At 66.0% G+C, this 24514-nt stretch carries 22 protein-coding genes; 13 read left to right on the top strand and 9 right to left on the bottom strand.

Features of this window, described 5'->3' with window-relative positions:
• Positions 1-121: 121 nt before the first annotated feature.
• Positions 122-1093, bottom strand: coding sequence for a MarC family protein (locus V5F78_RS05700; protein ID WP_394065908.1), 972 nt, complete (start codon positions 1091-1093; stop codon positions 122-124).
• Between the two features lie 265 nt (positions 1094-1358).
• Here V5F78_RS05700 and V5F78_RS05695 point away from each other — a divergent pair, with 265 nt between their 5' ends.
• The 7 genes from V5F78_RS05695 to V5F78_RS05665 all read left to right on the top strand — a co-directional run bounded on the left by V5F78_RS05695 (position 1359) and on the right by V5F78_RS05665 (position 8437).
• Entirely contained in the window at positions 1359-2033 is a 675-nt protein-coding gene (locus tag V5F78_RS05695; RefSeq protein WP_394065909.1) for a GntR family transcriptional regulator, read from the top strand.
• Positions 2034-2155: 122 nt separating this feature from the next.
• A complete protein-coding gene (locus tag V5F78_RS05690; RefSeq protein ID WP_394065910.1) occupies positions 2156-2983 on the top strand; it encodes an ABC transporter ATP-binding protein in 828 nt (275 codons plus the stop codon).
• Between the two features lie 66 nt (positions 2984-3049).
• On the top strand, positions 3050-3880 hold the full coding sequence (locus V5F78_RS05685; RefSeq protein ID WP_394065911.1) for an ABC transporter permease: 831 nt from the start codon (positions 3050-3052) through the stop codon (positions 3878-3880).
• 45 nt (positions 3881-3925) lie between these two features.
• Positions 3926-4990, top strand: coding sequence for an ABC transporter substrate-binding protein (locus V5F78_RS05680; protein ID WP_394065912.1), 1065 nt, complete (start codon positions 3926-3928; stop codon positions 4988-4990).
• 99 nt (positions 4991-5089) lie between these two features.
• Complete coding sequence (locus V5F78_RS05675; protein WP_394065913.1) at positions 5090-6433, top strand: LLM class flavin-dependent oxidoreductase; 1344 nt, start codon at positions 5090-5092, stop codon at positions 6431-6433.
• A 59-nt stretch (positions 6434-6492) separates the two neighbouring features.
• Positions 6493-7032 (top strand): flavin reductase family protein, encoded by a 540-nt coding sequence (locus tag V5F78_RS05670; RefSeq protein ID WP_394065914.1) that lies wholly within the window; start codon positions 6493-6495, stop codon positions 7030-7032.
• A gap of 88 nt (positions 7033-7120) precedes the next feature.
• Positions 7121-8437, top strand: coding sequence for a histidine-type phosphatase (locus V5F78_RS05665; RefSeq protein ID WP_394065915.1), 1317 nt, complete (start codon positions 7121-7123; stop codon positions 8435-8437).
• A gap of 75 nt (positions 8438-8512) precedes the next feature.
• Here V5F78_RS05665 and V5F78_RS05660 read toward each other — a convergent pair whose 3' ends face one another.
• From V5F78_RS05660 to V5F78_RS05625, 8 genes are all read right to left on the bottom strand, one after another.
• On the bottom strand, positions 8513-9319 hold the full coding sequence (locus V5F78_RS05660) for a putative hydro-lyase (protein ID WP_394065916.1): 807 nt from the start codon (positions 9317-9319) through the stop codon (positions 8513-8515).
• 16 nt (positions 9320-9335) lie between these two features.
• A complete protein-coding gene (locus tag V5F78_RS05655) occupies positions 9336-10691 on the bottom strand; it encodes an amidase (RefSeq protein ID WP_394066861.1) in 1356 nt (451 codons plus the stop codon).
• 5 nt (positions 10692-10696) lie between these two features.
• Complete coding sequence (locus V5F78_RS05650; RefSeq protein WP_394065917.1) at positions 10697-11383, bottom strand: DUF2848 domain-containing protein; 687 nt, start codon at positions 11381-11383, stop codon at positions 10697-10699.
• A 37-nt stretch (positions 11384-11420) separates the two neighbouring features.
• On the bottom strand, positions 11421-12704 hold the full coding sequence (locus V5F78_RS05645; protein WP_394065918.1) for a TRAP transporter large permease: 1284 nt from the start codon (positions 12702-12704) through the stop codon (positions 11421-11423).
• Positions 12701-13321, bottom strand: a complete 621-nt coding sequence (locus tag V5F78_RS05640) for a TRAP transporter small permease subunit (RefSeq protein WP_394065919.1) — start codon at positions 13319-13321, stop codon at positions 12701-12703. The genes V5F78_RS05645 and V5F78_RS05640 overlap by 4 nt, the downstream gene beginning before the upstream one ends.
• Before the next feature lie 65 nt (positions 13322-13386).
• A complete protein-coding gene (locus tag V5F78_RS05635) occupies positions 13387-14430 on the bottom strand; it encodes a TRAP transporter substrate-binding protein (RefSeq protein WP_394065920.1) in 1044 nt (347 codons plus the stop codon).
• Positions 14431-14492: 62 nt separating this feature from the next.
• A complete protein-coding gene (locus V5F78_RS05630) occupies positions 14493-15683 on the bottom strand; it encodes a M24 family metallopeptidase (protein WP_394065921.1) in 1191 nt (396 codons plus the stop codon).
• Between the two features lie 200 nt (positions 15684-15883).
• On the bottom strand, positions 15884-16783 hold the full coding sequence (locus V5F78_RS05625) for a LysR family transcriptional regulator (protein ID WP_394065922.1): 900 nt from the start codon (positions 16781-16783) through the stop codon (positions 15884-15886).
• Between the two features lie 481 nt (positions 16784-17264).
• On the opposite strand from V5F78_RS05625, the gene V5F78_RS05620 reads away from it, so the two are divergent.
• The 6 genes from V5F78_RS05620 (at position 17265) to V5F78_RS05595 (ending at position 24445) form a co-directional block, all read left to right on the top strand.
• Positions 17265-18416 carry a DUF2778 domain-containing protein gene (locus V5F78_RS05620; RefSeq protein WP_394065923.1) on the top strand — a complete coding sequence of 384 codons (1152 nt, stop codon included), beginning with the start codon at positions 17265-17267 and terminating at the stop codon, positions 18414-18416.
• A 181-nt stretch (positions 18417-18597) separates the two neighbouring features.
• The gene (locus V5F78_RS05615) at positions 18598-19539 is read left to right on the top strand and encodes a sensor domain-containing diguanylate cyclase (protein WP_394065924.1); all 942 of its coding nucleotides are present in this window, start codon (positions 18598-18600) and stop codon (positions 19537-19539) included.
• 333 nt (positions 19540-19872) lie between these two features.
• On the top strand, positions 19873-20931 hold the full coding sequence (locus V5F78_RS05610; RefSeq protein ID WP_394065925.1) for a threonine aldolase family protein: 1059 nt from the start codon (positions 19873-19875) through the stop codon (positions 20929-20931).
• Between the two features lie 299 nt (positions 20932-21230).
• Complete coding sequence (locus tag V5F78_RS05605) at positions 21231-21695, top strand: MarR family winged helix-turn-helix transcriptional regulator (RefSeq protein WP_394065926.1); 465 nt, start codon at positions 21231-21233, stop codon at positions 21693-21695.
• The gene (locus tag V5F78_RS05600) at positions 21688-22905 is read left to right on the top strand and encodes an HlyD family secretion protein (RefSeq protein WP_394065927.1); all 1218 of its coding nucleotides are present in this window, start codon (positions 21688-21690) and stop codon (positions 22903-22905) included. Before V5F78_RS05605 ends, V5F78_RS05600 begins: the two co-directional genes overlap by 8 nt.
• Positions 22898-24445, top strand: a complete 1548-nt coding sequence (locus tag V5F78_RS05595; RefSeq protein ID WP_394065928.1) for a DHA2 family efflux MFS transporter permease subunit — start codon at positions 22898-22900, stop codon at positions 24443-24445. The genes V5F78_RS05600 and V5F78_RS05595 overlap by 8 nt, the downstream gene beginning before the upstream one ends.
• The last annotated feature ends 69 nt before the right edge of the window (positions 24446-24514 follow it).

Raw genomic sequence — 24514 nt, 5'->3', positions numbered from 1 at the left:
CTCCCTAAGCAAAGCGCGCCTCAGCCTAGGACGCCGCGTGCAGCGCACCAAGGCGGCATGGGCTGGCTGGAGACAGGGGCGCAGTCCCGGCGACGTTTTTTCCGCGCCGAGACGCCACCTGTCATCGCATCCAGCCGGGAAAGATCGCGCTCAGCCCGCCGGCGATCATTTCCATGGCGATGGCGGCGAGGATGATGCCCATCAAGCGCTTGGAGATGGAGAGCGCGGTCGGCGTGAGCCGCGAGCCGAGCCAAGGCGTGAGCGCCATCGCGCCGGCAAAAAAGATCAGATAGCCGATCAGGCCAATATAGAAGGCGGCGATGTCGCTCGGCTCGTGTGCGGATTGGGCGAAGATGATGATTGTCGCCATGGCACCGGGCCCGAGGGCGATCGGCAGGCCGAGCGGATAAACACCCGCATTCTCAACCGACTTGAACTGCTCCTGCTCCCCCTCGGCGCCGTGATGGGAGGGATGGTCGTCGCCGCTGAGCATCGAAAGGGCGATCAACAGCACGATCAACCCGCCCGCGAGGCGGAAATGCGAAACGCTGATGCCGAACAGTCCAAGCAGCGCATGTCCGGCGAGCGCGCAGACCAACGCGCCGATGCTTACGGTCGCGATCATGGCCATCAACGTGCTGCGCCGCGTGGCAGGCGTGTCATCGGCGGTCAGCGCCAGGAAGATCGGCGCGATGCTGAGGGGACCCATGATGGCGAAAAGCGCCGCGAACAATTTTGCGGACAATGTGAAGTCGATCATCACGGCACCCCGTTTCCCATCCCATTCCCCCAAAAGGGTGTGCCCGATTTTCCCGGCTTTCGATACCTTTCCCGCAGCCCCCTTCGCCGCCGCGCCGTTTGCGCGCGCCGCTCCCAAGGAACACAGGCGCGTATCGCAGACGCAGCCCGCCAGTACGGCCAGGCGGCACATCTTCCGCATTTGGCGCTTTTGATCCGGGCGAGACCGCTCCACCGCGAAGGGGGCGCCATGGCAAGAACTGATGATCCCATCATCCGCTCTGCCGGCAGATCGCTCCGACGGCACGAACCTTGCTGCGTCGGAAGCGACACGCCCGGCGCCGCGCGCGGTCACCCCAACTGCCTACCAGATGCGCTTGACTCACCTGCGTCATCATGTTCCAAATTAGTTGACCACTTTGCTAGTCGACTAGCTCGCTAAGCACTCAGGGAAATCGACGGCTTTCGAGCAGGTTACGCCTCACGCCCCCCGCGGCGGCGGGTGCCGCAAGACGGCGCACAGGCCGAGCTTGACGGGGCCGGGACTGGAAAAAGCGGCGGCGGCAGTGCCAAGCGCGGGAACCGCGCGGGTTCGGGCGAAAACAAGAAGAGAGTAGAAAATGCTCAATATCGACGAGGCGAATGCCGCTTTCGTGACCTATCGCGAGATCAAGAGGCGCATCGTGGATCTGTATTATGGGGTTGGCGAGCGACTGTCGGAGGCGCGCCTCGCGGAAGATCTGGGGGTCGGCCGCTCGCCCATCCGGACCGCCCTGTCACGCCTGAAATCGGAGGGGTGGATCGCCATCTCCCCGCAGAGCGGCACCTATATCAAGGCGCTCACCCCGCGCGAGATCCGCGAAGTGACGGAACTGCGCATGCTGCTGGAGATGCATGCCGCCGGCGCGGCGGCGACCCGCATGTCGGCGCCCATGCTCAAGACCCTGCGGGCCGATTTCCGCGCGAAGGCGCCGCGCATCGCCAAAGGCGACGCCGATGCCTTCATCGCCCTCGACAATCGCCTGCATGCCGCGATCTATGACGCCGCCGACAATTCCCTGGTGCGCCAGACGCTGCTCGACCTGCGCGACAAGGTGCAATGGATCCGCCGCGTATGCGCGGTTTCCCAGGAACGCGTGCAGGACGGCTTCGCGGAGTTGGAAGGCATCCTTGCGGCCCTGGAACGGCGCGACACCGAGCGCGCGGCCAAGGCCATGCGCGACCATGTAAAGAGCGCCGCCGCCTTCTGCGAGCGGCTCGAGGAAATCGCCGTTCTCCACCAGCGGACGCCCTGACGGCGCCCGCCTTCACCCCTCACTCGCATCCCCGGCCAGGAGCGTTTTTTAAGTCATTTCCAAGTTGGTCCGAGAATTGCGCAAAAAGCGCGACCGGGCATCCAGAGGAGAATAGGATCATTATGGCAGCAATGGCGGGTGCGACACCCTTCATCGTCAATACCCATGCGCAGAAGCCGGCTTCCCCGCCCGTCGTCGCCCTCAATGACGTGACGAAAGTCTATGAAACGGCATCTGGCGGCACGGTACATGCGCTGAGCAAGATCAATCTTGCGATCCGCGGCGCGGAATTCGTCTCCGTCATCGGAGCATCCGGCTGCGGGAAAACCACCTTGTTGCGCATCATCGGCGGGCTCGAAGACGGGTTCGGCGGCGAGCTTATCCTCTCCGGGCGCAAGGGCGGCGGCCCGAGCCGGGATGTCGGCATCGTGTTCCAGGACGCGAACCTGCTGCCCTGGCGCACCATTCTCCAGAACGTGCTTCTGCCCGCGCAGGTGCTGCGCCTGGACAAGCAGGCCTCCCTTGCCCGCGCTCACGAATTGATCGAACTGGTCGGCCTCAAGGGGTTCGAGGATAAGTATCCGTTTGAATTGTCGGGCGGCATGCGCCAGCGCGTCTCGATCGCCCGGGCGCTCATTCACGATCCCTCGGTGCTGCTCATGGACGAACCGTTCGGTGCCCTCGACGCGCTGACGCGGGAAACCATGAATGCCGAAGTCCTCAAGATCTGGGACGCCACCAAGAAGACAGTCTTCATGATCACCCATTCGATCACAGAGGCGGTGTTCATGAGCGACCGGGTGATCGTCATGTCGCCGCGTCCCGGCCGGGTCATCGCGGAAGTGGATATCGCCCTGCCGCGGCCCCGGCACATCGGCATGCTGAGCGAGGAAAAGTTCGGCGCCTACACCGGAAAGCTGCGCCGCCTGCTGGACGTCGGCACCGACTAGACCGCGTCCCGCCGCATCGCCCTGTCCCGCGCGTTTTCGCGCCACCCGAACCCGTGAGTCATCGCCATGTCCCTCGACGCTACGGCTGCGGCCGAAATCCTCGCCTCTCGCAAGCGCGAGCGCCTGCGCTGGCTCTCCGTCTCCAGCGTGGATTCCCTGATCTCCTTCGGCGGCTTCGTGATGCTGGCGCTGGTGTGGGAACTGGCGGTGGATCTGTTCAAGGTTCCTGATTTCATCCTTCCCGCGCCCTCGGCGATCGCGGTTTCCCTTTACAATGGCTTTGCCTCCGGCCTGTTCGTCTATAATTTCTTCGTCACCGCCTTCCAGACCATTGCCGGCTTCCTGCTGGCGGCTGTGATCGGAACCGCCATCGGCGCGGTGGTGGCGCAGTTCCGCATCGTGGAGCGCATCGTCTATCCCTGGCTGGTGGCACTGCAGACACTGCCGAAGATCGCCATCGCGCCGCTGATCATCATCTGGGCCGGCTACGGCATCGGCTCCAAGGTCATCATCGTCGCGCTGGTGGCCATCTTCCCGGTGCTGGTGAACACCATCATGGGGCTGAAATCCTGCGACCAGGGCAAGCTGGACCTCATGCGCTCGCTCGGCGCGGGGCGCTGGGAAACCTTCCGCACCGTGCGCCTGCCGAACGCCCTGCCATTCATTTTCGCCGGGCTGAACGTCGCCATCGTACTCGCCATCCTGGGCTCGATCGTGGGCGAGTTCGTGGGGTCGAAGGCCGGGCTCGGCAATCTCATCCTGGAAGCAAACTTCCAGTTCGACGTGGCCCGCATCTTCGCGGTGCTGGTGGTGCTCGGCGTGTTCGGCGTCGTGCTCAGCGTGCTCATGCGCATGGCGCAAAGCCACTTCCTGTTTTGGAACAAGTCGCTCAGCTGAAGGCGACCCAAATAAACCTAAAACAACCAGAGGCGGAGTTTAATTATGCGAAGCATTCGTTTGTCTTTATGTACGCTTGCGGCGGCGATCGCCCTGACCGGTGCCGCCGGCCAGGCCGGCGCGGCCGAGAAGGTGGTCTATGCGGTCACCACGTCCAACATTTCGGTCGGCCACGCGGCCCAGTCCTCGATTCCCCTCGCGGCGGAATTCTGGAAGCAGGAAGGCCTCGATGTCGAGGTGATCGGCTTGTCCGGCGCCACGGCCGGCGTGCAGCAGGTGGCCAGCGGACAGGTGGATTTCGCCACCGTGGGCGGCGACGCACTGCTGATCGCCCGGTCGAAGGGCATCAAGGTGAAGGCCGTCTATACTTACGCCCGCAAGTCGATCTATCGCATCGTGGTGCCGGAAGACAGCCCGATCAAGACCGTCGCCGACTTGAAGGGCAAGACCATCGGCGTGCCCGACATGTCCGCAGGCTCTGTGCCGTTCTCCCGCGCCGTGCTCTCTTCCGCCGGCCTGAACCCGCAGAGCGACGTGAAGTGGCTCTCGGTCGGCATCGGCGGACAGGCCGCCAACGCCTTCCGCCAGAACGTGATCGACGCCTGGGCCTCCTGGGACACAGTGATCGCCGGGCTGGAGAACAACGGCTTCAAGTTCCGCTATATCGACCCGCCGTGGATCGACGAGGTGGTGGGCAACGTGATCATCGCCCGCGAGGAGACCATCGAGAAGAAGCCCGAGGTGGTGGTAAAGGTCGCGCGCGGCATCGCCGAAGCCTCGGTCTACGGCCTCACCAATCCCGATGCCGCCCTGCGCAATCACTGGAAGATGTATCCCGAAACGAAGCCGCAGACGGTGAATGACGAGACGTTCAAGCAGGCCCGCCGCATCTTCGATTCCCGCTTCAATCTCACCAAGCTGGAGCCGGGCGTGAAGTGGGGCGAGAACGTGCCAGCCCAATGGAAGCGCATGGCCGACATCTCCATTGAGGAAGGGCTGATCCCCAAGGACTTCGACGTCACCGCCGCCTACACCAACCAGTTCATCCCCCAGATCAACGACTTCGACGCGAAGAAGATCGAGGCGATGGCCAAGGCGTCCACATGGTGAGGACGCGCTGACCTAGGCGCCACGTGATCTGCCCGTTTCACCCGTCCCGTAACAAGAAAGCCGTGCCGCGCCTCGGCGTTGCACGAGGAGAACAAGAAAATGACCGAACGACGTAAAGATCAGATGAGGCTGGGTGGCTTCTTCCATCCGACGGGCAATCACGTGGCCGCCTGGCTCGACGCCGGCTCGCAGATTGATGCCGGCACCAATTTCGACCATTATGTGCGGCTTGCGCAAACCGCCGAGAAGGCGAAGTTCGACCTGATCTTCCTCGCCGATGCCATCGCCACCCGCGACGGCAACCTCCAGGCGCTCTCGCGCTGGCCGCAATACATGGCCTATTTTGATCCGGTGACCCTGCTCTCCGCGATCTCGGCCGTCACGAAACACATTGGGCTGGTGGCCACCGCCACCACCTCCTTCAACGAACCCTACAGCCTCGCCCGCAAATACGCCTCGCTGGACCATATCAGCCACGGGCGCGCGGGCTGGAACGTGGTGACCTCCTCCAACCCCTCGGAGGCCTATAATTTCGGCCGCGATGCCCATTACGGCCATAATGAGCGCTACGAGCGGGCGGAGGAGTTCGTCAAGGTCGTGAAGGGCTTGTGGGACAGCTGGGAGGATGATGCCTTCCTGCGTGACCGCGCCACCGCCCGCTATTTCGACCCCGACAAGCTTCATTACCTCAACCACAAGGACAAGCACTTCTCCGTGCGCGGGCCGCTGAACGTTGCCCGTCCCCCGCAGGGCTATCCGGTGATCTTCCAGGCGAGCGCCTCCGACACCGGCAAGGAGCTTGCGGCACAGATCGCGGAAGTCATCTTCACCCCGCTCCATGACCTGGAGCAGGCGCAGAAATTCTATCGCGAACTGAAGGACCACGCCGCGAAATACGGCCGGGGCGAGGACGAGATTGTCATCATGCCCGGCCTCAACGTGGTGGTCGCCGCGACCGAGAAGGAGGCGGACGAGAAGATCCGCTATCTCCAGAGCCTCATCCATCCCGACGTCGGCAAGGAATTGCTCTCCGCCGCGCTCGGCGGCATCGATCTGAGCCAATGCGATGTGGAGGAGCCCCTTCCCGCCCATCTCATCGCCGAAGAGCTGGGCCGCTCCAATTCGCGCGTCTCCTACATGCTCAAGGGCAATCCCACGCTGCGCCAGATGTACGAGCAGTTCGGCACCGGACGCGGCCAACGCACGGTGAAGGGCACGCCTTCGAGCATTGTCGACCAGATGGAAAGCTGGTTCCTCAATCGCGGCGTGGACGGCTTCCTCATCCAGCCGCCGATCCTGCCCGCGGGGCTCGACGAATTCTGCGAGCACATCATCCCCGAGCTGCAGAATCGCGGCCTGTTCCGCACTGAATATACCGGCAGCACGCTGCGGGAAAATCTTGGCCTGCGGCGTCCCGCGAGCATGTATGCGAAGGCGGGCTGAGGCGCATCGAGGCCGGGGCCGCCGTGCACGCGGCGGCACCCCCAAGGGAGGAAGAAGACATGAGCGTGCATGCGGCCTTTGAATGCGATCCCGCCCGCGAGCCCCAGGAATTCCGCCGCTGCCTTGGGCAGTTCGCCACCGGCGTCACGGTGGTGACGGCCAATGTGGGCGGCGAGCTGGTGGGGCTCACGGTGAATTCCTTCGCCTCGGTCTCACTGGATCCCCCCCTGATCCTGTGGTCGATCGACCAAGCGTCGAAGAGCTACCCCAAGTTCAGCATCGCGGACCATTTCACGATCAATGTGCTGGCCCACGACCAGATCGCCCTCTCGCGCCATTTCGGCCGTTCGGGGCCGGACAAGTTCCAGGACATCGGCTGGAGCGTGGGGGAAACCGGCGCGCCCATCCTAGACAATGTGGCCGCCTTCTTCGAATGCACCCGGGAATCCGAGCATCGCGGCGGCGATCACCTCATCCTTGTCGGCCGGGTCCGGCGCGCGGTACATTTCGAGCGCGGCACGCTCCTGTTCGCGCAGGGGCGCTATCGCATCGCCACCGACCATCCCGCCGAGGCAAATGTGGTGCGCGCCGCCTCCTGATCCCCGCTCGGGGCATAAGCGAACGCGCCGCCCTCAGATCGGCAGGCTTCGGAAGGCGCCCGAATGCGCGAATCTGCCGGGGTGCGCCGTGCCGTATCGAATCGTCGTGGGTGTTTTCCTGGCCTTTTCCACCCTCTGCGGCGCGGCACTGGCCAATCCCGGTGCGGCACAGGCGCCGGCAGGGCTGGCCGCGCCGGCGGGCGCGCGCCTTCAGGGCATGGTGCTGCTGAGCCGCCATGGCCTGCGCGGCCCCACCAAGGCCACGCACTGCGACACCGCCGAAGAAGCTGGTGAATGCTTCGACGCGCTCGCGAGCCGTCCCTGGCCGGCCGATGTCGCGGCCGGACACCTGCTGCCGGAAGGCTATGGGCGCGTCGCCCGCCTCGGCCAATTCTATCGCACCCATTATGCGGCGCTCGGCATGCTGGCGGGAGGCGCCTGCCCGCCGCGTCACGCCGTGGCCTTCACTGCCGACACGTCCGAGCGCACCATCGTGACGGCAGCCGCGCTGATGGACGCCATGTTTCCCGGCTGCGCGATCCCGGGCTGGTCGATTAGCCCCGATGTCTACAAGGGGCCGTCCTGCGGCTTCGATCCCGCGCTGGCGGCCCGTGCCGCGCAGGCGATGGCCGGCGGCTCCTGGGCTGCTGTGGCGGCGGGAGAATTGCGCGCGCCCCTCGCCGCCATGGACGCGGCCCTCGGACCGTTTTCCGATGCCGGCTGCGCGGCCCACGGCGCCGCCGCGCCCTGCTCGCTCTCGACTGTGCCCATATCCGCCGAAGCGCCGGGGCCGATCGCGCTCGCTACCGCCCCGTCCGAGCAGTTTCTCATGCAATATGCCGCCGGACATCCCGCCGATGAGGTGGCGTGGGGCCGGCTGGAGGCGGCGAGCGGCCGTCCGCTGCCGGAAGCGTTGACATTCGTCAGCGCCATCCACGCCTTCTACGACCGCGCCGCGCACATGCCGAAATATCAGGCCGTGAAGAAAGGATCGCCAGTCCTTGCCCGGATGCTGGCAGCGCTGGAGGCGGCGGCGAACAATGGTCCCGTGCTCCAGGTCTTCGCCAGCCACGACGACCTGATCTTGAATGTCGCGGGAATGCTCGATCTCAACTGGCAGCTCGAAAGCTATCAGCCCGAGCAGGCCCCGCCCGGCGGGGCCGTCGCGTTCGAGCTGTGGCGCAGCGCGGACGGCGAGAGGATGGTCCGCCTCGTCTATTTTGCCCAGACCATCGCGCAGATGCACGCCGACGCCGAGCTCTCGGACGTCGCCCCGCCGGCCACGGCGTTGCTGCCGCTGCCCGCCTGCGCGGGCGGTGCGGACGGGCTGTGCCCCTGGCCGCGCTTTCGGCAGATCGCGCAAGAGGCCATCGACCCGGCCTGCGTGGGAAAGCCGGAACACTAAAGCCGGCGCGCGAGAGGACAACGCGGCGCACGACGGGAGAAGGCGTTGCGCTGCCCGTCTCGGTCGCGGCGGGCCTCACATGGCTGCCAGCGCCCCGTTGGCGATGTCGCACACCAGCATATGGCCGGGCGCGTGGGTGATGCAGAAATCCGGCCGCACGCTGGCGATGACCGCCTGCGGGGTGACGCCGCAAGCCCAAAACACCGGCACTTCGCCGGGCCGGATCTCGACCGGATCTCCGTAATCCGGGGCGCCGATATCGGCGATGCCGATGGCGGCCGGATCGCCGATATGCACCGGCGCGCCATGCACGGAGGGAAACCGCGAGGTCACCTGCACGGCGCGGATGGCATCGGCCGGCAAGAGCGGCCGCATGGAAACCACGAGCGGCCCGCTGAACCGCCCCGCCGGCTGGGTGGGGATGGAGGTGCGATACATGGGCACGTTGCTGCCCTGCTCGATGTGGCGCACCGGCAGTCCGGCCGCCAGCATGGCTTCCTCGAACGAGAACGAGCAGCCGATCAGGAAGGCGACCAGATCGTCCCGCCACAGATCGGTGATGTCCGTCGGTTCGCCGACAAGTTCTCCCGCGCGCCATACCCGATAGCGCGGAATATCGGTGCGGATGTCGAGGTCACGGCCGAGCACCGGCAGAAACGGATCTCCGACTTCCGAAACTCCCACGAGCGGACAGGGCTTCGGGTTGCGCTGGCAGAACAGCAGGAAATCATAGGCCACCGCGCGCGGCAGGATGGCGAGATTGGCCTGCACGAAGCCGGGCGCGACATTCGCCGTCGGCCCGCTCAGCACGCCGGATCGGGCAGCAAGGCGAGCCTCGTACGGCATCGTGGCGCTGGGCATGGCGGCAAGGGCTGGGGACATGGGAGCCTCCGTGCGTTCAGCGGCGCAGGGCGGCGTCGAAGGCCGCCTCCGCCGCTTGTCCAATGGCGAGGATGGCGCGGTCACGGCCCGCCGCACCGGCAATCATCAGGCCGACCGGGGCCGTCCCCGGCCAATGGCAGGGGATGGACAGGGCGCAGCCGTCCAGGAAATTGATGAAGGTGGGATTGCGCAGCATCAGGATATTGGCGGCCCCATAGGCGGCATCGTCCGCCTCGAGCGCGGCAAGGGCGGGGGCGATGACGGGCACGGTCGGCAAAATCAGCGCATCGAACGGCGCGAGGCGCGCTTCGAGGGAAGCGATCCAGGCGGCGCGCGCCTCCAGCACGTCGATATAATCCGCCGCCGACATGTCCTTGCCGCGCATGAGGCGGACCATAACGCGCGGATCATAGCGCGGTCCGGCGCGCTCGATCAGCGCGCGATGCCAATGCCACGCCTCGGCGGCGATCAGCCCGCCCTTGGCATTGATGGCGGGAAGCTGCGCGAATTCAGGAACCGCGATCTCACGCACCTGCGCGCCGGCCGCCGAAAGGATCGAGAGCGCCTGGGAAAAGGCGGCGGAGACCGCGCTATCCATGCCGTCGAGGGCAAGGGTTGTGGGTACGGCGAGCCGCAATCCTTCAAGCGAGGCCGGGGCCGGCACAGCGTCCCCACTGCCGGAGAGAATGCGATCGAGGATCGCGCAGCACGCCACGGTCGGCGCGATGGGGCCGATGGAATCCAGGCTGGTTGAGAGCGGCAGCACGCCGTCGCGGGGCACCCGGCGCGGGGTGGGCTTAAATCCAGTAAGGCCGCAGAGGGCGGCGGGAATACGCACCGAGCCGCCGGTATCGGTGCCGATCGCGGCCGCTGCCATGCCGTCGCTCACCGAAACCGCGGCGCCCGAGGAGGAGCCGCCGGGAATGCGGCAGGTGGCCCGGTCATAGGGGTTCAGCGGCGTGCCGTAATGGGGATTGAGGCCGAGGCCAGAGAAGGCGAACTCGGTCATGTTGGTGCGCCCGGTCAGCACCGCGCCGGCGGCGAGCAGGCGCGCCACCACCGGGGAATGGGCGGCGGCGGGCGGTGCGTCGTCGAGCGCGACCGAGCCGGCGCGCGTGGTTTCGCCGGCCACATCGAACAGGTCCTTGATGGAGATCGGCAGCCCCTCGATGGGCGAGCGGGAAACCCCCGCCTTGCGCACCGCGTCGGAGGCGCGCGCCAGCTCCGGCGCCCATTCCTCATAGAGGCGCGTGAACACCCGCGCCCCCTCCCCGGCCGGATCGCGCGCGCGGTCGAGAGCCGAGTCCGCGAGGGCGGCGGCGCTGGTGCGGCCGGCCTCGAGGTCGGCGCGCAGATCGGTGAGGGGGCGCATCATGGTCAGGCCACTTCCGGCAGGATGTCGATGGTGTAGCTGTGGCGGATCGTGCGGCCCTTCACAGGGTCGAACAGCTCCATGGTGAAAGCCGGCGCCGGGCGAATGCCGCCGATGGCGCCAACCGTGCCGCAGATCATGCCGACGCCCGCCGGAAGCGCACGGGCGCCGCCGGTGAAGCCCTCGATCAGTTCAAGCGGCGGACGCAGCGCGCTGAGCGGGCCTTCCTGATAGAGCACGCTCTTTCCGCCTTCCTCGATGAAGGCGCGGATAATCATTTCGTCCCAATGGCCGGCGACATCCGCGAAGCGCCAGGCGGTGCGGGCGATGGGCTTGGCGCAAATCTGCTTGGAGAGCGCAACGCTCTGCGTCTCCAGCTTGCGGTCGGTATGGTCCGAGGACAGGCTGACATACATCTCGCCCTCGGCGGAGAAGACGAAGGTCTCCACCTCGCCCGAGGTTTCCGCACCCAGCACCTGGATGCGGTCGGCCTGGGTCATGAGGTTCTCGGCGGCACGATAATAAAGCGGCACGGCGCTCGGGCGCGGCACGCCGATGGCGTAGAGTTCCTCGATATGGTGCTCGATGGCGGCCATGTCGCGCCCGGCCCAGCCGGCGACCACGAGATCGGTGAGGGTGACCGTGAGCGCCCGCGCGGCGCCCTCGGCATCGACGTTGAAGTTCAGTTCCATGACAACCTGCGAAGAAAGACCAGGGGAAAGCCGCGCCTCAGGAGAAGACGCGCGGCAGATAAAGGGCGAGGCCCGGAAAGATGGAGATCAGCACCAGCAGCATCGCCATGGCGAAGACGAACGGCAGGGACCCGACGATCACCGCACCCATCGACCCGCTCTTGCGCAGGCTCTGCACCACGAACAGGTTGAGGCCCACAGGAGGGGTGATGAGCGCCGCTTCCACCAGGATGATGATGAGGATGCCGAGCCAGATCGGGTCGTACCCGAGCTTGAACATGATCGGCGCCACGATCGGGATGGTGGTGATCATCATGGAAAGCGTCTCCATGAAGCAACCGAGGATGAGATAGAAGATCACGATCACGAACAGCATCGCCGTCGCGGAAATCCCGAGCCCGGAGATGGAATTGGTGATGGCGTCGGTGATCCCCGTGGCCGACATCACGAAATTCAGGAAACTGGCCGCGATGATGATCAGCATGATCATCGCCGTCGCCTTCATGGTGCCTTCCACCGCCTCGCGCAGCATGGTGAGCGTGAGACGGCCGAACCAGGCGGCGAGAATGAGCGCCCCCAGCACACCGAGTGCCGCCGCCTCCGTGGGCGTCGCAAGCCCGGCATAGATCGAGCCGACCACCAGCAGGAAAATGCCGAGCGGCGGGGCGAGATGCACCAGGCTGCGCAGCCGCTCGCCCCAGGTGGCCTTCACCTTGTGCCCGCCCCAATGCGGCTTGACGAGGCAAGCCACGATGATGGTGAGCATGAACAGGCCCGCCAGCAGGAGGCCCGGAATGATGCCCGCAAGATAGAGCTTCGGCACCGAGGCGTTGGTGAGTACGCCATAGATGACGAGATTGATGGAAGGCGGGATCAGAATGCCCAGCGTGCCGCCGGCGGCGAGCGAGCCGAGGAACAGCGGCTCGTTATAGCCATAGCGCTTGATCTGCGGGATCGACACCGTGCCCACCGTCGCCGCCGTGGCGACGCTGGAGCCGGACGTCGCCGCGAACAGCGCCGAGGCGCCGATATTGGCGTGCATCAGCCCGCCCGGCAGCCAGGAGAGCCACAGGCTCATGGCGCTGTACATGCGCTCCGCGAAACCCGCCCGCAGCAGCACTTCGCCGAGCAGGATAAACAGCGGAATGGCGACCAGCAGGAACTCGTTGTTGGTGCTCCAGGCCAGTTCGCCCATGGCGCGCGAAAGCGGGAGCATGGAATAGAGCGGGTCGAGAATCAGCCCCAGCACACCGAGGGCGGCACCCACGGGAATGGACAGGCCGATCAGCACCAGCAGCAGGACGATGGTGGTCGCGATCATGCCACCTCTCCCTTCACCATGCGTTCGCCGGCGGCGGCTTCTTCCTCGGCCTCCTCCTGGGTGGAACGTACGCCGGCGATGGATTTCACCGTGGCGATGTCGCCGGTGACGAGCGCCACCGAGGCGCGCAGCAGCATCATGGCGAGGATCACGCACATGAACACGAGGCCGAGGAACCACAGGCCCTGGGGAATGAACAAAGGCGTGGCGAGCGGCGTATTGGCGTGCGAGCCCTGGGAGATGGAGGCCCCGACCACGTCATAGGCATAATAGGTCAGCACGCCCATGAAGGTGCCGAGCGCCACCAGCGACAGCCAGTCCAGCACCGCGGCGACGCGCACCGGCATATATTGGTAGAGCACGTCGACGCGCACATTGGCCCGCTGGAGCGTCGCGAAGGCGAGCGACCAGGAGGTGCTGATGGCGAAGGCGTAGCTGGAGAGCTCATCCGCGCCGCCGGTGGTCCAGCCGATGAATTTGCGGCACAGCACGTCGAAGGAAATCAGCAGCACGCTGGCGATGGTGAGCGCCCCGCCGAACCATACCGCGCCCCGCGACAGGGTTTCGGCGAAGCTGAGCACCTTGGCAAGCGCTGGAAGGGGTTTCGGGCTGTTCATGGCAGAGGCTCCACGGACGCAACGGTTAGGAGGGCCGCGGAAACGGCCCTCCCAAGCCGGCGCCGTCACTTGTTGACGGCGAGACCGAGTTCCTTGCCGATGGTGGCATTGAAGCTCGCGACGCATTCGGCCGAGCAGCGGGCCGCCCACTTGGGCAGGATCTGCTCTTCCAGCACCTTGTGCAGCAGCGCCTTGTCCGCATCGCTCGGGGTCACCAGCACCATCTTGCCCTTCACATCGAACGGGCAGGCGGCAGCGCCGGTGTTGCAATCATAGCCCTGCTGGGTCTGCTTGGCCGCAGCCGCCCAGATGTCGTTGACCATGCCGTTGATATTGGTCGTAAGGAACGCCTGCACCTTCGGGTCCAGCTTCTGCCAGGCCTTTTCGTTCACGGCGTGGATCTGCTGGTTCCAATTGATGGGCAGTGCCACGAGGTGGGTGGAGACTTCATACCACTTGGCCGAATAGCCGGAGAGCGAACCGGTGATGGCGCAATCCACCACCTTGTTCTGCAGCGCCGGCACCACTTCGCCGAACGCCATGGTCACGCTGGAGCCGCCGAAGGCTTCCACGAACTCGGCCTGGGTGCGCGAGGAGGTGCGCACCTTCTTGCCCTTCAGGTCCGCGAGGCTCTTGATCTCCGCATTGCAGAACAGCACCTGCGCCGGATAGGTGGAGATGCCGAGCAGGCGCACGTTCGAGCCATCGCCATAGACCTTCGCGAGCACCGGCTCGAACGCATCGGTCACCTTGCGGGCGGTCTGCGCATCGGGGGCGAGGCCCGCGAGGTCGATCGCTTCGTTGATCGGATTGTCCGAGGCGAAATAGGACAAGGTGGCGGTGCCGAACTCCACCACGCCCTGGGACATCAGACGCAGCAGTTCGGGACCCTTCAGGCCCATCTCATTGAAGCCCTTGATCTCGGCCGTGACCTGGCCGTTCGACTTCTCGGGGATGGTCTTGGTCCAGAACGGCTTTTCATAATCCTGATACGCGGTGAGATTGCTCAGGCCGCCCACGACCTTCAGGTTGGTTTTGGGCAGTTCCTGCGCGCCGGCGGAGAGAGTCGCGGCAAACAATGCGGCGGCGGCTAAAGTCAGGTGTTTCATTTTAAATCCTCTGGTTGGTCTGGGTTCTGATCTTGATTTTATTGGAGATGTTACGAGAACATTCAGCTCCATCGCACGCAGGAACGCGGAAAACGCAGCAACACCTCGGCCCCACTCGGCGAGAGCAGCACCATTTCGCCCAGCGCGGCCCCGCCGAGCCCGGCGACGAACAGATTGGGATGCAGCTCGAACAGCATGCCCGGCGACAAGGTGAGCTCGGGCGCCGCCACGGGCGCGGCGGTGGGGTCGAAATGCTGACGGAAGGCATCGGTCAGCAAAGGATCCTCGTAGGAGCAGCCAAGCCCGTGGCCGTTTCTGAACCGGCGCAGCCGCGGATCGGCGGAGGTCACGCCACGCCGAGCCAGCTCCGCCTCCATGGCGGCTTCCACGCCGGCCAGCGGCAGGCCGGGACGCAGCGCGGCAAGGCCCGCCTCCAGCATAGCATCCACATGGCCTGTAAGTTCCGCATGCGCCGCGCTCTGCGGGCCGATGCTGCCCATGCGGATGCCGTGGCCCCAATGCCCGTCCACCGTCAGCGCCACGCCGAGCAGCACCTGGTCCCCGGCTTGCGGCACCGCCTGGGCTTCCTCGCGCCAATAGCGGCAATAATCCGCCTGGGGGGCAATGGTGAGCCAGGTGCGGCAATAATCGGCACCGGCGCGGCGGGCCCGCATCTCTAGGTTCAGCTGGATCTGCCAGGCCGGCAGGCGGGCGGAAAGCTCGGCGCCCAAGGCCGCGAACAGGTCGTCGCACAAAGCGGCGGCGGCGCGGTGGAGATGCTGCTGGGCGCCATCCTTCACCAGCCGCAGCCGCGCCACGTCCGCATCCAGCGCTGGCCCGCCGCCGAAATCGCCGAGGCCGCGGTGGATGCCCACCGGCATCTCGTCGAAGCCGACGCGCCCGAGCCGGCCGCCCACCGGCAGCAGCACGCCGAGCGTTGCGCCCCAGGCATCGGGCCGCACATCGTGCACGATGAGGTCCGGGCGCAGATCGCGGGCGAGCGGCACCATGAAGGGGCTCGCCACCAGGAGATGACTTTCACCGGGCAGGATCAGCAGCAGCGAGGCGCTCTCATGTCCGTCCCAGCCGCTGAGGAACCGCAGGGCGCCGTGGGATTTCGTGCCGGTGCCGAGCGCGCTGCCATGGCCGAACACCGCGATCCCGGCGCATCCGCGCGCGCCGGCAAGATCCAGCAGCGCCGCGCGCCGCGCCGCGAGGAAAGCCAAGTCGTCGATGGGAAAAACAAATGGCATGGCCGGCTCTCAGCCGACGGACGCGAAGGCGCGATCCACACAGGACGACCATCGCACGCCAAGCGCACGCGTGTAAGCCATTGCTGAAATCCCTCTGCCGCAGCGTTGACGCCGTCGTTCTGAGGGTCATTGCAAGGCATGGGAGTGGCCACTGTCCAATTGTATGTTTGGAAGCGACGTATAAGCTGGATTTATGTCTCCTAATCCCGCGCGGGAGCGCCCGCCGCCACGGTCTGCGCCAGACGCGCGATGACGCGGGAAGGATAGCTCTCCGGGCCGTCGATCCAGCTCGCGGTAAAGCCGAGATCCGGCAGCGGATCGCACACCACCTCCAGCAGTTGCAATTCGCCCCTTTCCAGCTCCTTGCCCAGGAAAACCGGGGTGATGACCGCCGTGCCGATGCCGTCCAGCACCATGCGCACCACCATGGAGAGCGAGGCGCAGCCATACATGCGCGGCGTCGATATCCCCCACCGCATCAGCATGTCGCGCACCATGCGATAGGGCGAGCTGTTGGAGGGATAGGTGATGATCGGCAGCGTGGCGACCCGGTCCAGCGTCACCGGCCCCGGCCCGAGATCAACCCCCGGCTTCACCACCCAGGCCAGCGGATAGGTGCAGAGCGGCAAATTCTCCACCCGCGCCTCCAGCACCGGCCCCATCAGAAACGCGACGTCGATCTGCCGCGCCATGAGGTGGGATTGCAGCACGTGCGTGCTGTCCACCTCGATTTCCAGCACCAGGGAGGGATAAGCGGAATGCACCTGCTCGATGAGACGCGGCAGCCACGTCTGGACGATGGTTTCCGCCACGCCGATCCGCAAGGTTCCGCTCATGGTGGTCTGGTCGCGCGCCGCTTGCAGCATGTCGTGGCGCGCTTGCATCATGCGCTCGGCATGGGAGAGCAATTCATGCCCCTTGGCGGTGAGCTTGACGCCGCGCGCCTCGCGTTCGAACAGCCGCACGCCCAGCGCCGTCTCCAGCGAGGCGATGCGCTGGGAGATGGCGGGCTGGGTCGTGCCGAGCTTCTCCGAGGCCGCTCGCAGGCTGCCGAGCGCCGCCGCCCAGAAGAAGGTCTCGATGTTTCTCAGGTCGATCATCGGGCAATGATGGCCCTGCCCGTCGCCGCCTCCAACCGAAACTTCCACGCCGCTCACGCACGCACCGCCGCCGCCGCGCGGCGCGTTCATCGCATTCAGATACCATTTTCGTATCCGCACTGGCGCCGGGCAGCACCAATGCGCGGACGCGCCGCCCGGCGAAAAATTTTCCAAACAGCTTGTTTTGCTGCGCTTTTAAGGTGCGACGGCGCGGCGTTTGCGCGGATCGGGGCGCACGCGCTACATATTTGCGCCATGCTGATTTGCTTGAAGCGGCAAGATCAATAAAATGGTTACCAAGCGATGGTAGCTGTGGGGTATCGACAGGACGGATAGACCATCGGTTCCGCCCTGCCACGACAAGGTGTGATTGAAAAGCCCACGGGCCGTTCGGCGCGGGCGAAGACATCCGGTACGCACAGCGTGGCACAATCCGCCGCGCCTAGGATCGGGATCGAAATCCGTTCGCGCAGTGAGGACCATGACCTACACGTCCTTTGACGACACCGGCTACATGGATAGCCCTGTCTCATCCAAGGCCCGGCTGCCGCTGGTCGTCTTCGGCGCGTTCGTCATCGGCATCGGCGCATTGGCCGCCGCCACGCTCATCGTCACCTCCGATGCTGAATGGCGCATGCTGGCGGGTGGTTCCAGCCACCGCATCGAGGTGCCCCCGGCGCCCCTGCCCCCGCCGGTCCAGGTGTTCGCCGCCCCCGTGCAGCCGGCCCCTGCCGTCGACGACGCCGACAAGGACGTCACCGACATCGAGAATTTCCGCTCCGCCGGGGCGATCATCCTGGCGCCGAGCTGGATGTTCGACGGCGGCGTGCGGACCGCGCAAGGCACCTTCGTGCCCCGCCGCACCCAAATTGCGTCGGCGCTTCCGCCGGCCGAGCCGCTGGAAGCCTCCCGCATCGTGCCCCTGCCACCGGTGAAGCCGCTGCTTGCGCCCGGCCTGCCGTCGCAGACCGAGCTGTCCGCCGCGAGCGATGTCGGCTTGTCCGGAACCGCCCCGCTGCCCACGCGCAACCCGCTGGGCCGGCAGATCGCCAACCAGATCGGCGGCACGCAGCTCGCCTATCTGCCGCCCTCGGACAAGCCGTTCGGCGAGGAACCCGCGCCCAAGCTCGCGCCCCAGGTGGTGCCACCGGCCGCTCAATCCATCCTGCCCGGCCCCACCGACCGCTTCGCGGTCTACGATATCGCCGGCAAGACCGTGTACATGCCGAGCGGCGAGAAGCTGGAGGCGCATTCCGGCTATGGCGACACCTTCGACGACGTGCGCCACGTCTCGAAAAAGATGGTCGGCCCTACCCCGCCGAACACTTATGAGCTGACCATGCGCGAATCCCTGTTCCATGGGGTCGAGGCGCTGCGCATGCGCCCCGTGGGCAAGGAGCCCATGTATGGCCGCGACGGCTTCCTGACCCACAGCTACATGATGGGTCCGCGCGGCGATTCGAACGGCTGCATCTCGTTCAACGATTATCCGAAGTTCCTGGAAGCCTATAAGCGCGGCGAGGTCACGCGGATCATCGTCGTGGCAAGCCTGCCCGGTGCCCAGCCCAAGCACGACAATCCCCTGCTCTCCTGGCTCGCAGGACGCGCCGGCACCACACCCGAGACCCGCTGAACGGCGGCCGGGCCGAAGGATCGTCGCGCCGGCCCCATCGGAAACTGCATAAAAGATGTCGCGAGGCAAGGCAGCTGGCCCTGTCCTCCCCCATCGGCAAGCGCCGCTTGCGCGGATTTGCGACGGCGGAATGCTGCAATCGTGCTCGTTTGTGGCAGCGCGCTCGTCTACACTGCGCGGGATGCAAGATACGAGCGAAGCGCTTGCCCAGCTTTACGAACATACGCCGGTCCTGGTGGCCGCGTATGACATGTTCGACCGGCTGCGCTATGCCAACGCGTCCTTCCGCGCGGCATTTTCCCTAGACCCCGGCGAGGCGCCGTTCTGGGGCGAGCTGATGCGGCGCAACTTCCATGCCGGGCGCGGCACCGTGATCCGCACCGCCGATTTCGAGGCTTGGCTGATCTCGACCCAGTCGCGCCGGGGCAAGATCGGATTTCGCGCCTTCGAAACCGACCTGATGGACGGGCGCTGGTTGTGGATGACGGAAACCGTGCAGCCCAACGGCTGGATGCTCTGCATCGCCAGCGACATCACCTCCCTGCGCGCGGAAGAGCGCAGCGTACGACAAGACCGCGACATCGCCATCAAGGCCGCCCATACCGACGATCTCACCGGCGTGGCCAACCGGCGTTATGTGCTCGCGCGCATTGACGACATGCTCGCGCGCAACGACACGCTTTCCGATGCGGCCGGCGGCACGGGTTGCGTGGCCGTGCTTGATCTCGATAATTTCAAATATATCAACGACCATTATGGCCATCAGGCGGGCGACCTGATCCTGCGGGATTTCGCCCGGCGCATCCAGGGGCAGGTGCGGCGGCGCGATTGCTTCGGGCGGATCGGCGGCGAGGAATTCGTGCTGGTCTTCCCCGACACCTCCATTACCCAGGCACAATTGCTGGTGGAGCAGATGCTCTCCACCATTCAGAAGTCCCGCCCGCTGCCGGAGCGGCCGGACTTCGCCTATACGTTCTCCGCCGGCGTCGCCGCCGCCATTGCGGGCGAGAGCGCGACCGATATCTACGGACGCGCCGACAAGGCGCTCTATCGGGCCAAGATGGCGGGGCGCAATTGCATCCTGCTGGAAGAGCCCTGCCCCGCGACCGCCGCCAGCGCCTAGGGCCGACCGGGATTCAGCGGCATGGTGGATCATCAAGGCGCCTGACGGCGGGTGCGCGATTGTCCGCATGGACCGGTCGTCATGGCCGGGGCTGTCCCGGCCAGCCACGCCCGGCCGCAGGCGCGGTCCTTGAAACGCCGGTGCCGGCGGCGCCCCGTGGATGCACGGGACAGGCCCGTGCATCACGATGCTCTGCTGCGCTCGTGCCAAGCCATGAATGTCGATTGGTCCTCCGGGTTCGCACCGGGCAAAGGCCCGGCGGCGCCGGTTTGATCTGTGGATCGTGAACGCCATGGGGCTTCGCGCGGCGGCGGAATTCTGTCTACTCACCCAATGGAATTCGCATCCGACAACACAGCCGGCGTTCATCCCGCGATCATGGCCGCGCTCGCGCAGGCGAATGAAGGTCCCGCGCCCTCCTACGGCGCGGACCCGTGGAGCGCGCGCGCGGCGCAGGCTTTGCGGGACGTGTTCGAGACCGAGGCGCGGGTGTTCCTGGTGGCCACCGGCACCGCCGCCAACGCGCTCGCGCTTTCCGCCCTGACGCCGGCCTATGGCACCGTGTTCTGCCACCGCGATTCCCATCTCAACACGGACGAATGCGGCGCGCCGGAATTCTTCACCGGCGGCGCCAAGCTCACCACGCTGGAAGGCTTCGGCGGCAAGCTGAGCGTGGACGAGATCGAGCGTTCGCGCCGCGACTTCAAGCGCGGCTTCCACCAGCAGATGCCGGCGGCGGTGTCGATCACCCAGGCCAGCGAACTCGGCCTCGTCTACACGGCCGAGGAGGTGGGGGAGATCGGCGCCTATTGCCGCGCGCACGGCCTCACCCTGCACATGGACGGCGCCCGCTTCGCCAATGCGCTCGCCGCTTCCAACGCCAGCCCCGCGGAGCTGACCTGGAAGGCCGGCGTCGACGTGATGAGCTTCGGGGCTACCAAAAACGGCGCCATGGGGGTCGAGGCGGTCGTGATCTTCGACCCGGCGCTGGCGGACCATTTCGACTATCGCGTGAAGCGCGGCGCCCATGTGATTTCCAAGGGCCGGTTCCTGGGGGCCCAGATGGCGGCCTATCTGGAAGACGGGCTCTGGCTCGAAACGGCGCGCCATGCCAATGCCATGGCGGCGCGGCTCGCGGCCGGGCTCGCCGGCGTTCCTGGGGTCGCGCTGCCCCTGCCGACACAGGCCAATGAAGTGTTCGCGATCCTGCCGCGCCCGCTGCATGACGCGCTGCAAGCCGCCGGCGCGCATTATTACGAATGGCCGCGCCTCGCCTCCGGGCTCGCCCCCATCGAGGCCGACCGGGCTTTCGTCCGCCTGGTCTGCTCGTTCCGCACCGAGTCCGCCGAGGTGGACCGGCTGGTGGCATCGGCGCACGCCGCACAAGTCTAAGCCTGAGCCTGAGACGGCGGAGGTCGCCGGCGCTGGCCGGCAGTCCGTACGTCCGGCAATCCGCATCTGGACATGAGACATCGGCACGGCCGATGAGCGCCCTGCCGCGCGCGCGGCCCTGGCACCACCGCAGCCGCGCGATCGTGGCAGCCCGTCCCCGCCCCGCCCCGCCCTCGCCCCCGTTCATGGCCGACGTGCACCCGGATCGAGCAAGCGTGATCGCACAAAACTGGCACTACGGGCGTTGATGTCGTATATGCTGCTGGTAATGAGCATGCTTATTATATGAAAGCTCTCCAATGGTGGACCATTCCACGCTCGGCTTCCTGTTGCACGACGTTGCCCGCCTGCTGCGCAAGCGGTTCGAGCAGCGCGCCCGCGATAGCGGGCTGACGCGCTCCCATTGGCAAACGCTCGCCTATCTCAAGCACAATGAGGGCATCCACCAGGGCGGCCTTGCGGACCTGATGGAGATCGAACCCATCACGCTGGTGCGCATTCTCGACAAGCTGGAGCAGCGCGGCCTGATCGAACGGCGACGCCACCCCACCGACCGGCGGGTGTGGCTGCTTTACATGGGCAAAGGCGCGCAACCCATGCTCACCGAAATGCAGAAGCTGGGCGAAGCCACGCGCTGCGAGGCCCTCGCCGGCGTTTCGGACGAGGATTGCACCCGGATGATGCACGCGCTCGCCACCATGAAAGCGAACCTTCTCAACGTTTCCAACGAACCTGGCCCCGATCAGGAGGAAAACCATGGCTGAAGCCCAAACCCTAAATCGCCCCGACGCGTCGCGCCGCGCCCCCGTGGGCGCCGCGATGCCAGCCAGCCTCGACACGATGCGCGAGGCGCGCACCGAGGAGGCGGAAGCTTCGCCCGAAGTCGCCGCGCCCCCTGCTCCTTCGCAGCCCCCCAAATCGCGCCGTGGCCGCATCCGCGTCCTTCTGTTCGCGCTGCTGCCGGTGGCGCTGATCGTCGGCGGCTATTTCTACGTCACCGGCGGAAGCGTCATGTCGACCGACAATGCCTATGTGCAGGCCGATACCGTGGGCATCTCCACCGACGTCGCCGGCATCGTCGCGTCCATCGCCGTGCACAACAACCAGGTGGTGAAGAAGGGCGATATCCTGTTCCAGCTCCAGCAGGACACGTTCCAGATCGCGCTCGACGGCGCCAAGGCGCAGCTCGGCACCGTGCGCAACCAGATCCTGACCCTGAAGGCCAATTACAAACAGGCCCAGGCCGAGATCGCCCAGGCGCAGGCGGATCTGCCTTTCTACCAGACCTCGTTCAAGCGCCAGGAGGAATTGCTGGCGAGCGCGGCCGCCTCCAAGGCCGCCTATGACCAGGCCAAGCAGAATCTCGACGCCGCCAACCAGAAGGTGGATGTCGCGAAGGCCCAGGCTATGGCAACGCTGGCCCAGCTCGGCGGCAACGCCGACCAGCCGGTGGAGCAGAACCCGTCCTATCTCCAGGCGAAATCCGCCGTGGACAAGGCCCAGCGCGATCTCAACGAAGCGACCGTCCGGGCCCCGTTCGACGGCATCGTCACCAATGTGCCCTCGCTCCAGGTCGGGGCCTATCTCGATGCCGCCCAGCAGGCCTTCAGCCTTGTATCGACAACCAATGTCTGGGTGGAAGCGAGCCCGAAGGAAACCGAGCTGACCTTCGTGAAGCCGGGGCAGCCGGTGAGCATCACCGTGGACACTTATCCCGGGATCGTATGGTCAGGCACGGTGGCCAGCATCAGCCCGGCCTCGGGCGCGAGCTTTTCGCTGCTTCCGGCGCAGAACACCACCGGCAATTGGGTGAAGGTGGTGCAGCGCATTCCCATGATCGTCCATTTCACCGATCTCGCTGGCAAGCCGCCGCTGCGCGTCGGCATGAGCGTCACGGTGGATGTGGACACCGGCCATCCGCGCGGCCTGCCCACTTTCATCTCCCAGCTGTTCGGAACCGCCAGCCATGGCTGAGGCCTCAGCGGGCGCCGCGCCCGCGATCGCCAACCGGGGCGCGATCACCGCTTGCGTGATCCTCGCCGTGATCATGCAGGCGCTGGACACCACCATCGCCAACGTGGCGCTGCCCTATATCCAGGGCAGCGTCTCGGCCAGCGCGGACCAGATCAACTGGGTGTTGACCTCCTATATCGTCGCCGCCGCGATCATGACGCCACCCTCGGGCTTCCTCGCCAACCGGTTCGGGCGCAAGCGCGTGCTGCTGACCGCCATCGCCGGCTTCGTGATCGCCTCGATCCTGTGCGGCCTGTCGCAATCGCTGGTGGAGATCGTCGCCTTTCGCCTGGCGCAGGGCCTGTTCGGCGCGGCTTTGGTGCCGCTGTCGCAGGGCATCTTGCTGGATATCTACACGCCGGAGGAACGCGGCTCCGCCATGGCGCTGTTCGGCGTCTCGGTGATGGTCGGCCCGGTGCTGGGGCCGGTGATCGGCGGCTGGCTCACCGACAACATGAGCTGGCGCTGGGTGTTCTACATCAACCTGCCGATCGGCCTGCTGGCGTTCGCCGGCATCACGGTCTTCGTCACGGAGACCACGCGCAATGCTGCCGCGAAGCTCGACTGGCTCGGCTTCGGCGCGCTCTCGGTTGCGATCGCCACCCTGCAATTGTTTCTCGACCGGGGCGAGCAGCTCGATTGGCTGTCCTCCGGCGAGATCATCATCTGGGCGGTGGTGTGCGCCTCGGCCACCTATGTGTTCCTGGCCCACACGTTCACCGCCACCAACAGCTTCGTCAATCCGCGCCTGTTTCTGGACCGGAACTTCTCGGTCAGCATGTTCTTCATCTTCATCGTCGGCGTGACCTATCTCGCCTCGCTGGCGCTGATGACGCCCTATCTCCAGACCCTGATGGGCTATCCGGTGATGACCGCCGGCCTGGTGATGGGGCCGCGCGGCATGGGCACGATGCTGTGCATGTTCATCGTCGGCCGGCTGATCGGGCGGGTGGACACGCGCATCCTTCTTACCCTCGGCCTCGGCCTCACCGCCTGGGCCATGTACGCCATGACCGGATGGACGCCAGACGTATCGCAATGGACCGTGGTGTGGGTCGGCTTCGTGCAGGGCGCGGGGCTGGGCTTCCTGTTCGTGCCTCTGACGACGGTGGCCTTTTCGACCTTGCCCGCGCACATGCGCGGCGAGGGAACCGGCCTCTACAATCTCTCCCGCAACATCGGCTCCAGTGTCGGCATCGCCTATGTGACCGCGCTATTGACCGATAATGTACAGGTGAACCACGAGAATATCGCGGCCTATGTGACGCCCTTCAACCACGCCTTCGAGGATCCGTGGGTGCATCAGCACCTGGACCCGCTGCTGGCCGGCGGACGGGCGGCGCTGGACCAGATCATCACGCTTCAGGCCACGATCATTGCTTATATGGACGACTTCAAGTTCATGATGATCCTGACGCTGATCGCCATGCCCCTGGTGCTGCTGCTGCGCGCCCCCGCCGCCGCACCGGCGGACAATGACCACGCGGTCGTCATGGAATGACGATCTCCTGAAAGTGTCGCGGCGAATGTCGGCGCGGCGCCCCCTGGAGCGTCCTCGTGTCGGAAGGCG

The organism is Roseixanthobacter glucoisosaccharinicivorans, assembly GCF_043195095.2.
Lineage (GTDB): Bacteria > Pseudomonadota > Alphaproteobacteria > Rhizobiales > Xanthobacteraceae > NCEH01.
The sequence above is the reverse complement of the archived record's forward strand: the minus strand, read 5'-3'. Positions and strand labels throughout refer to the sequence as shown.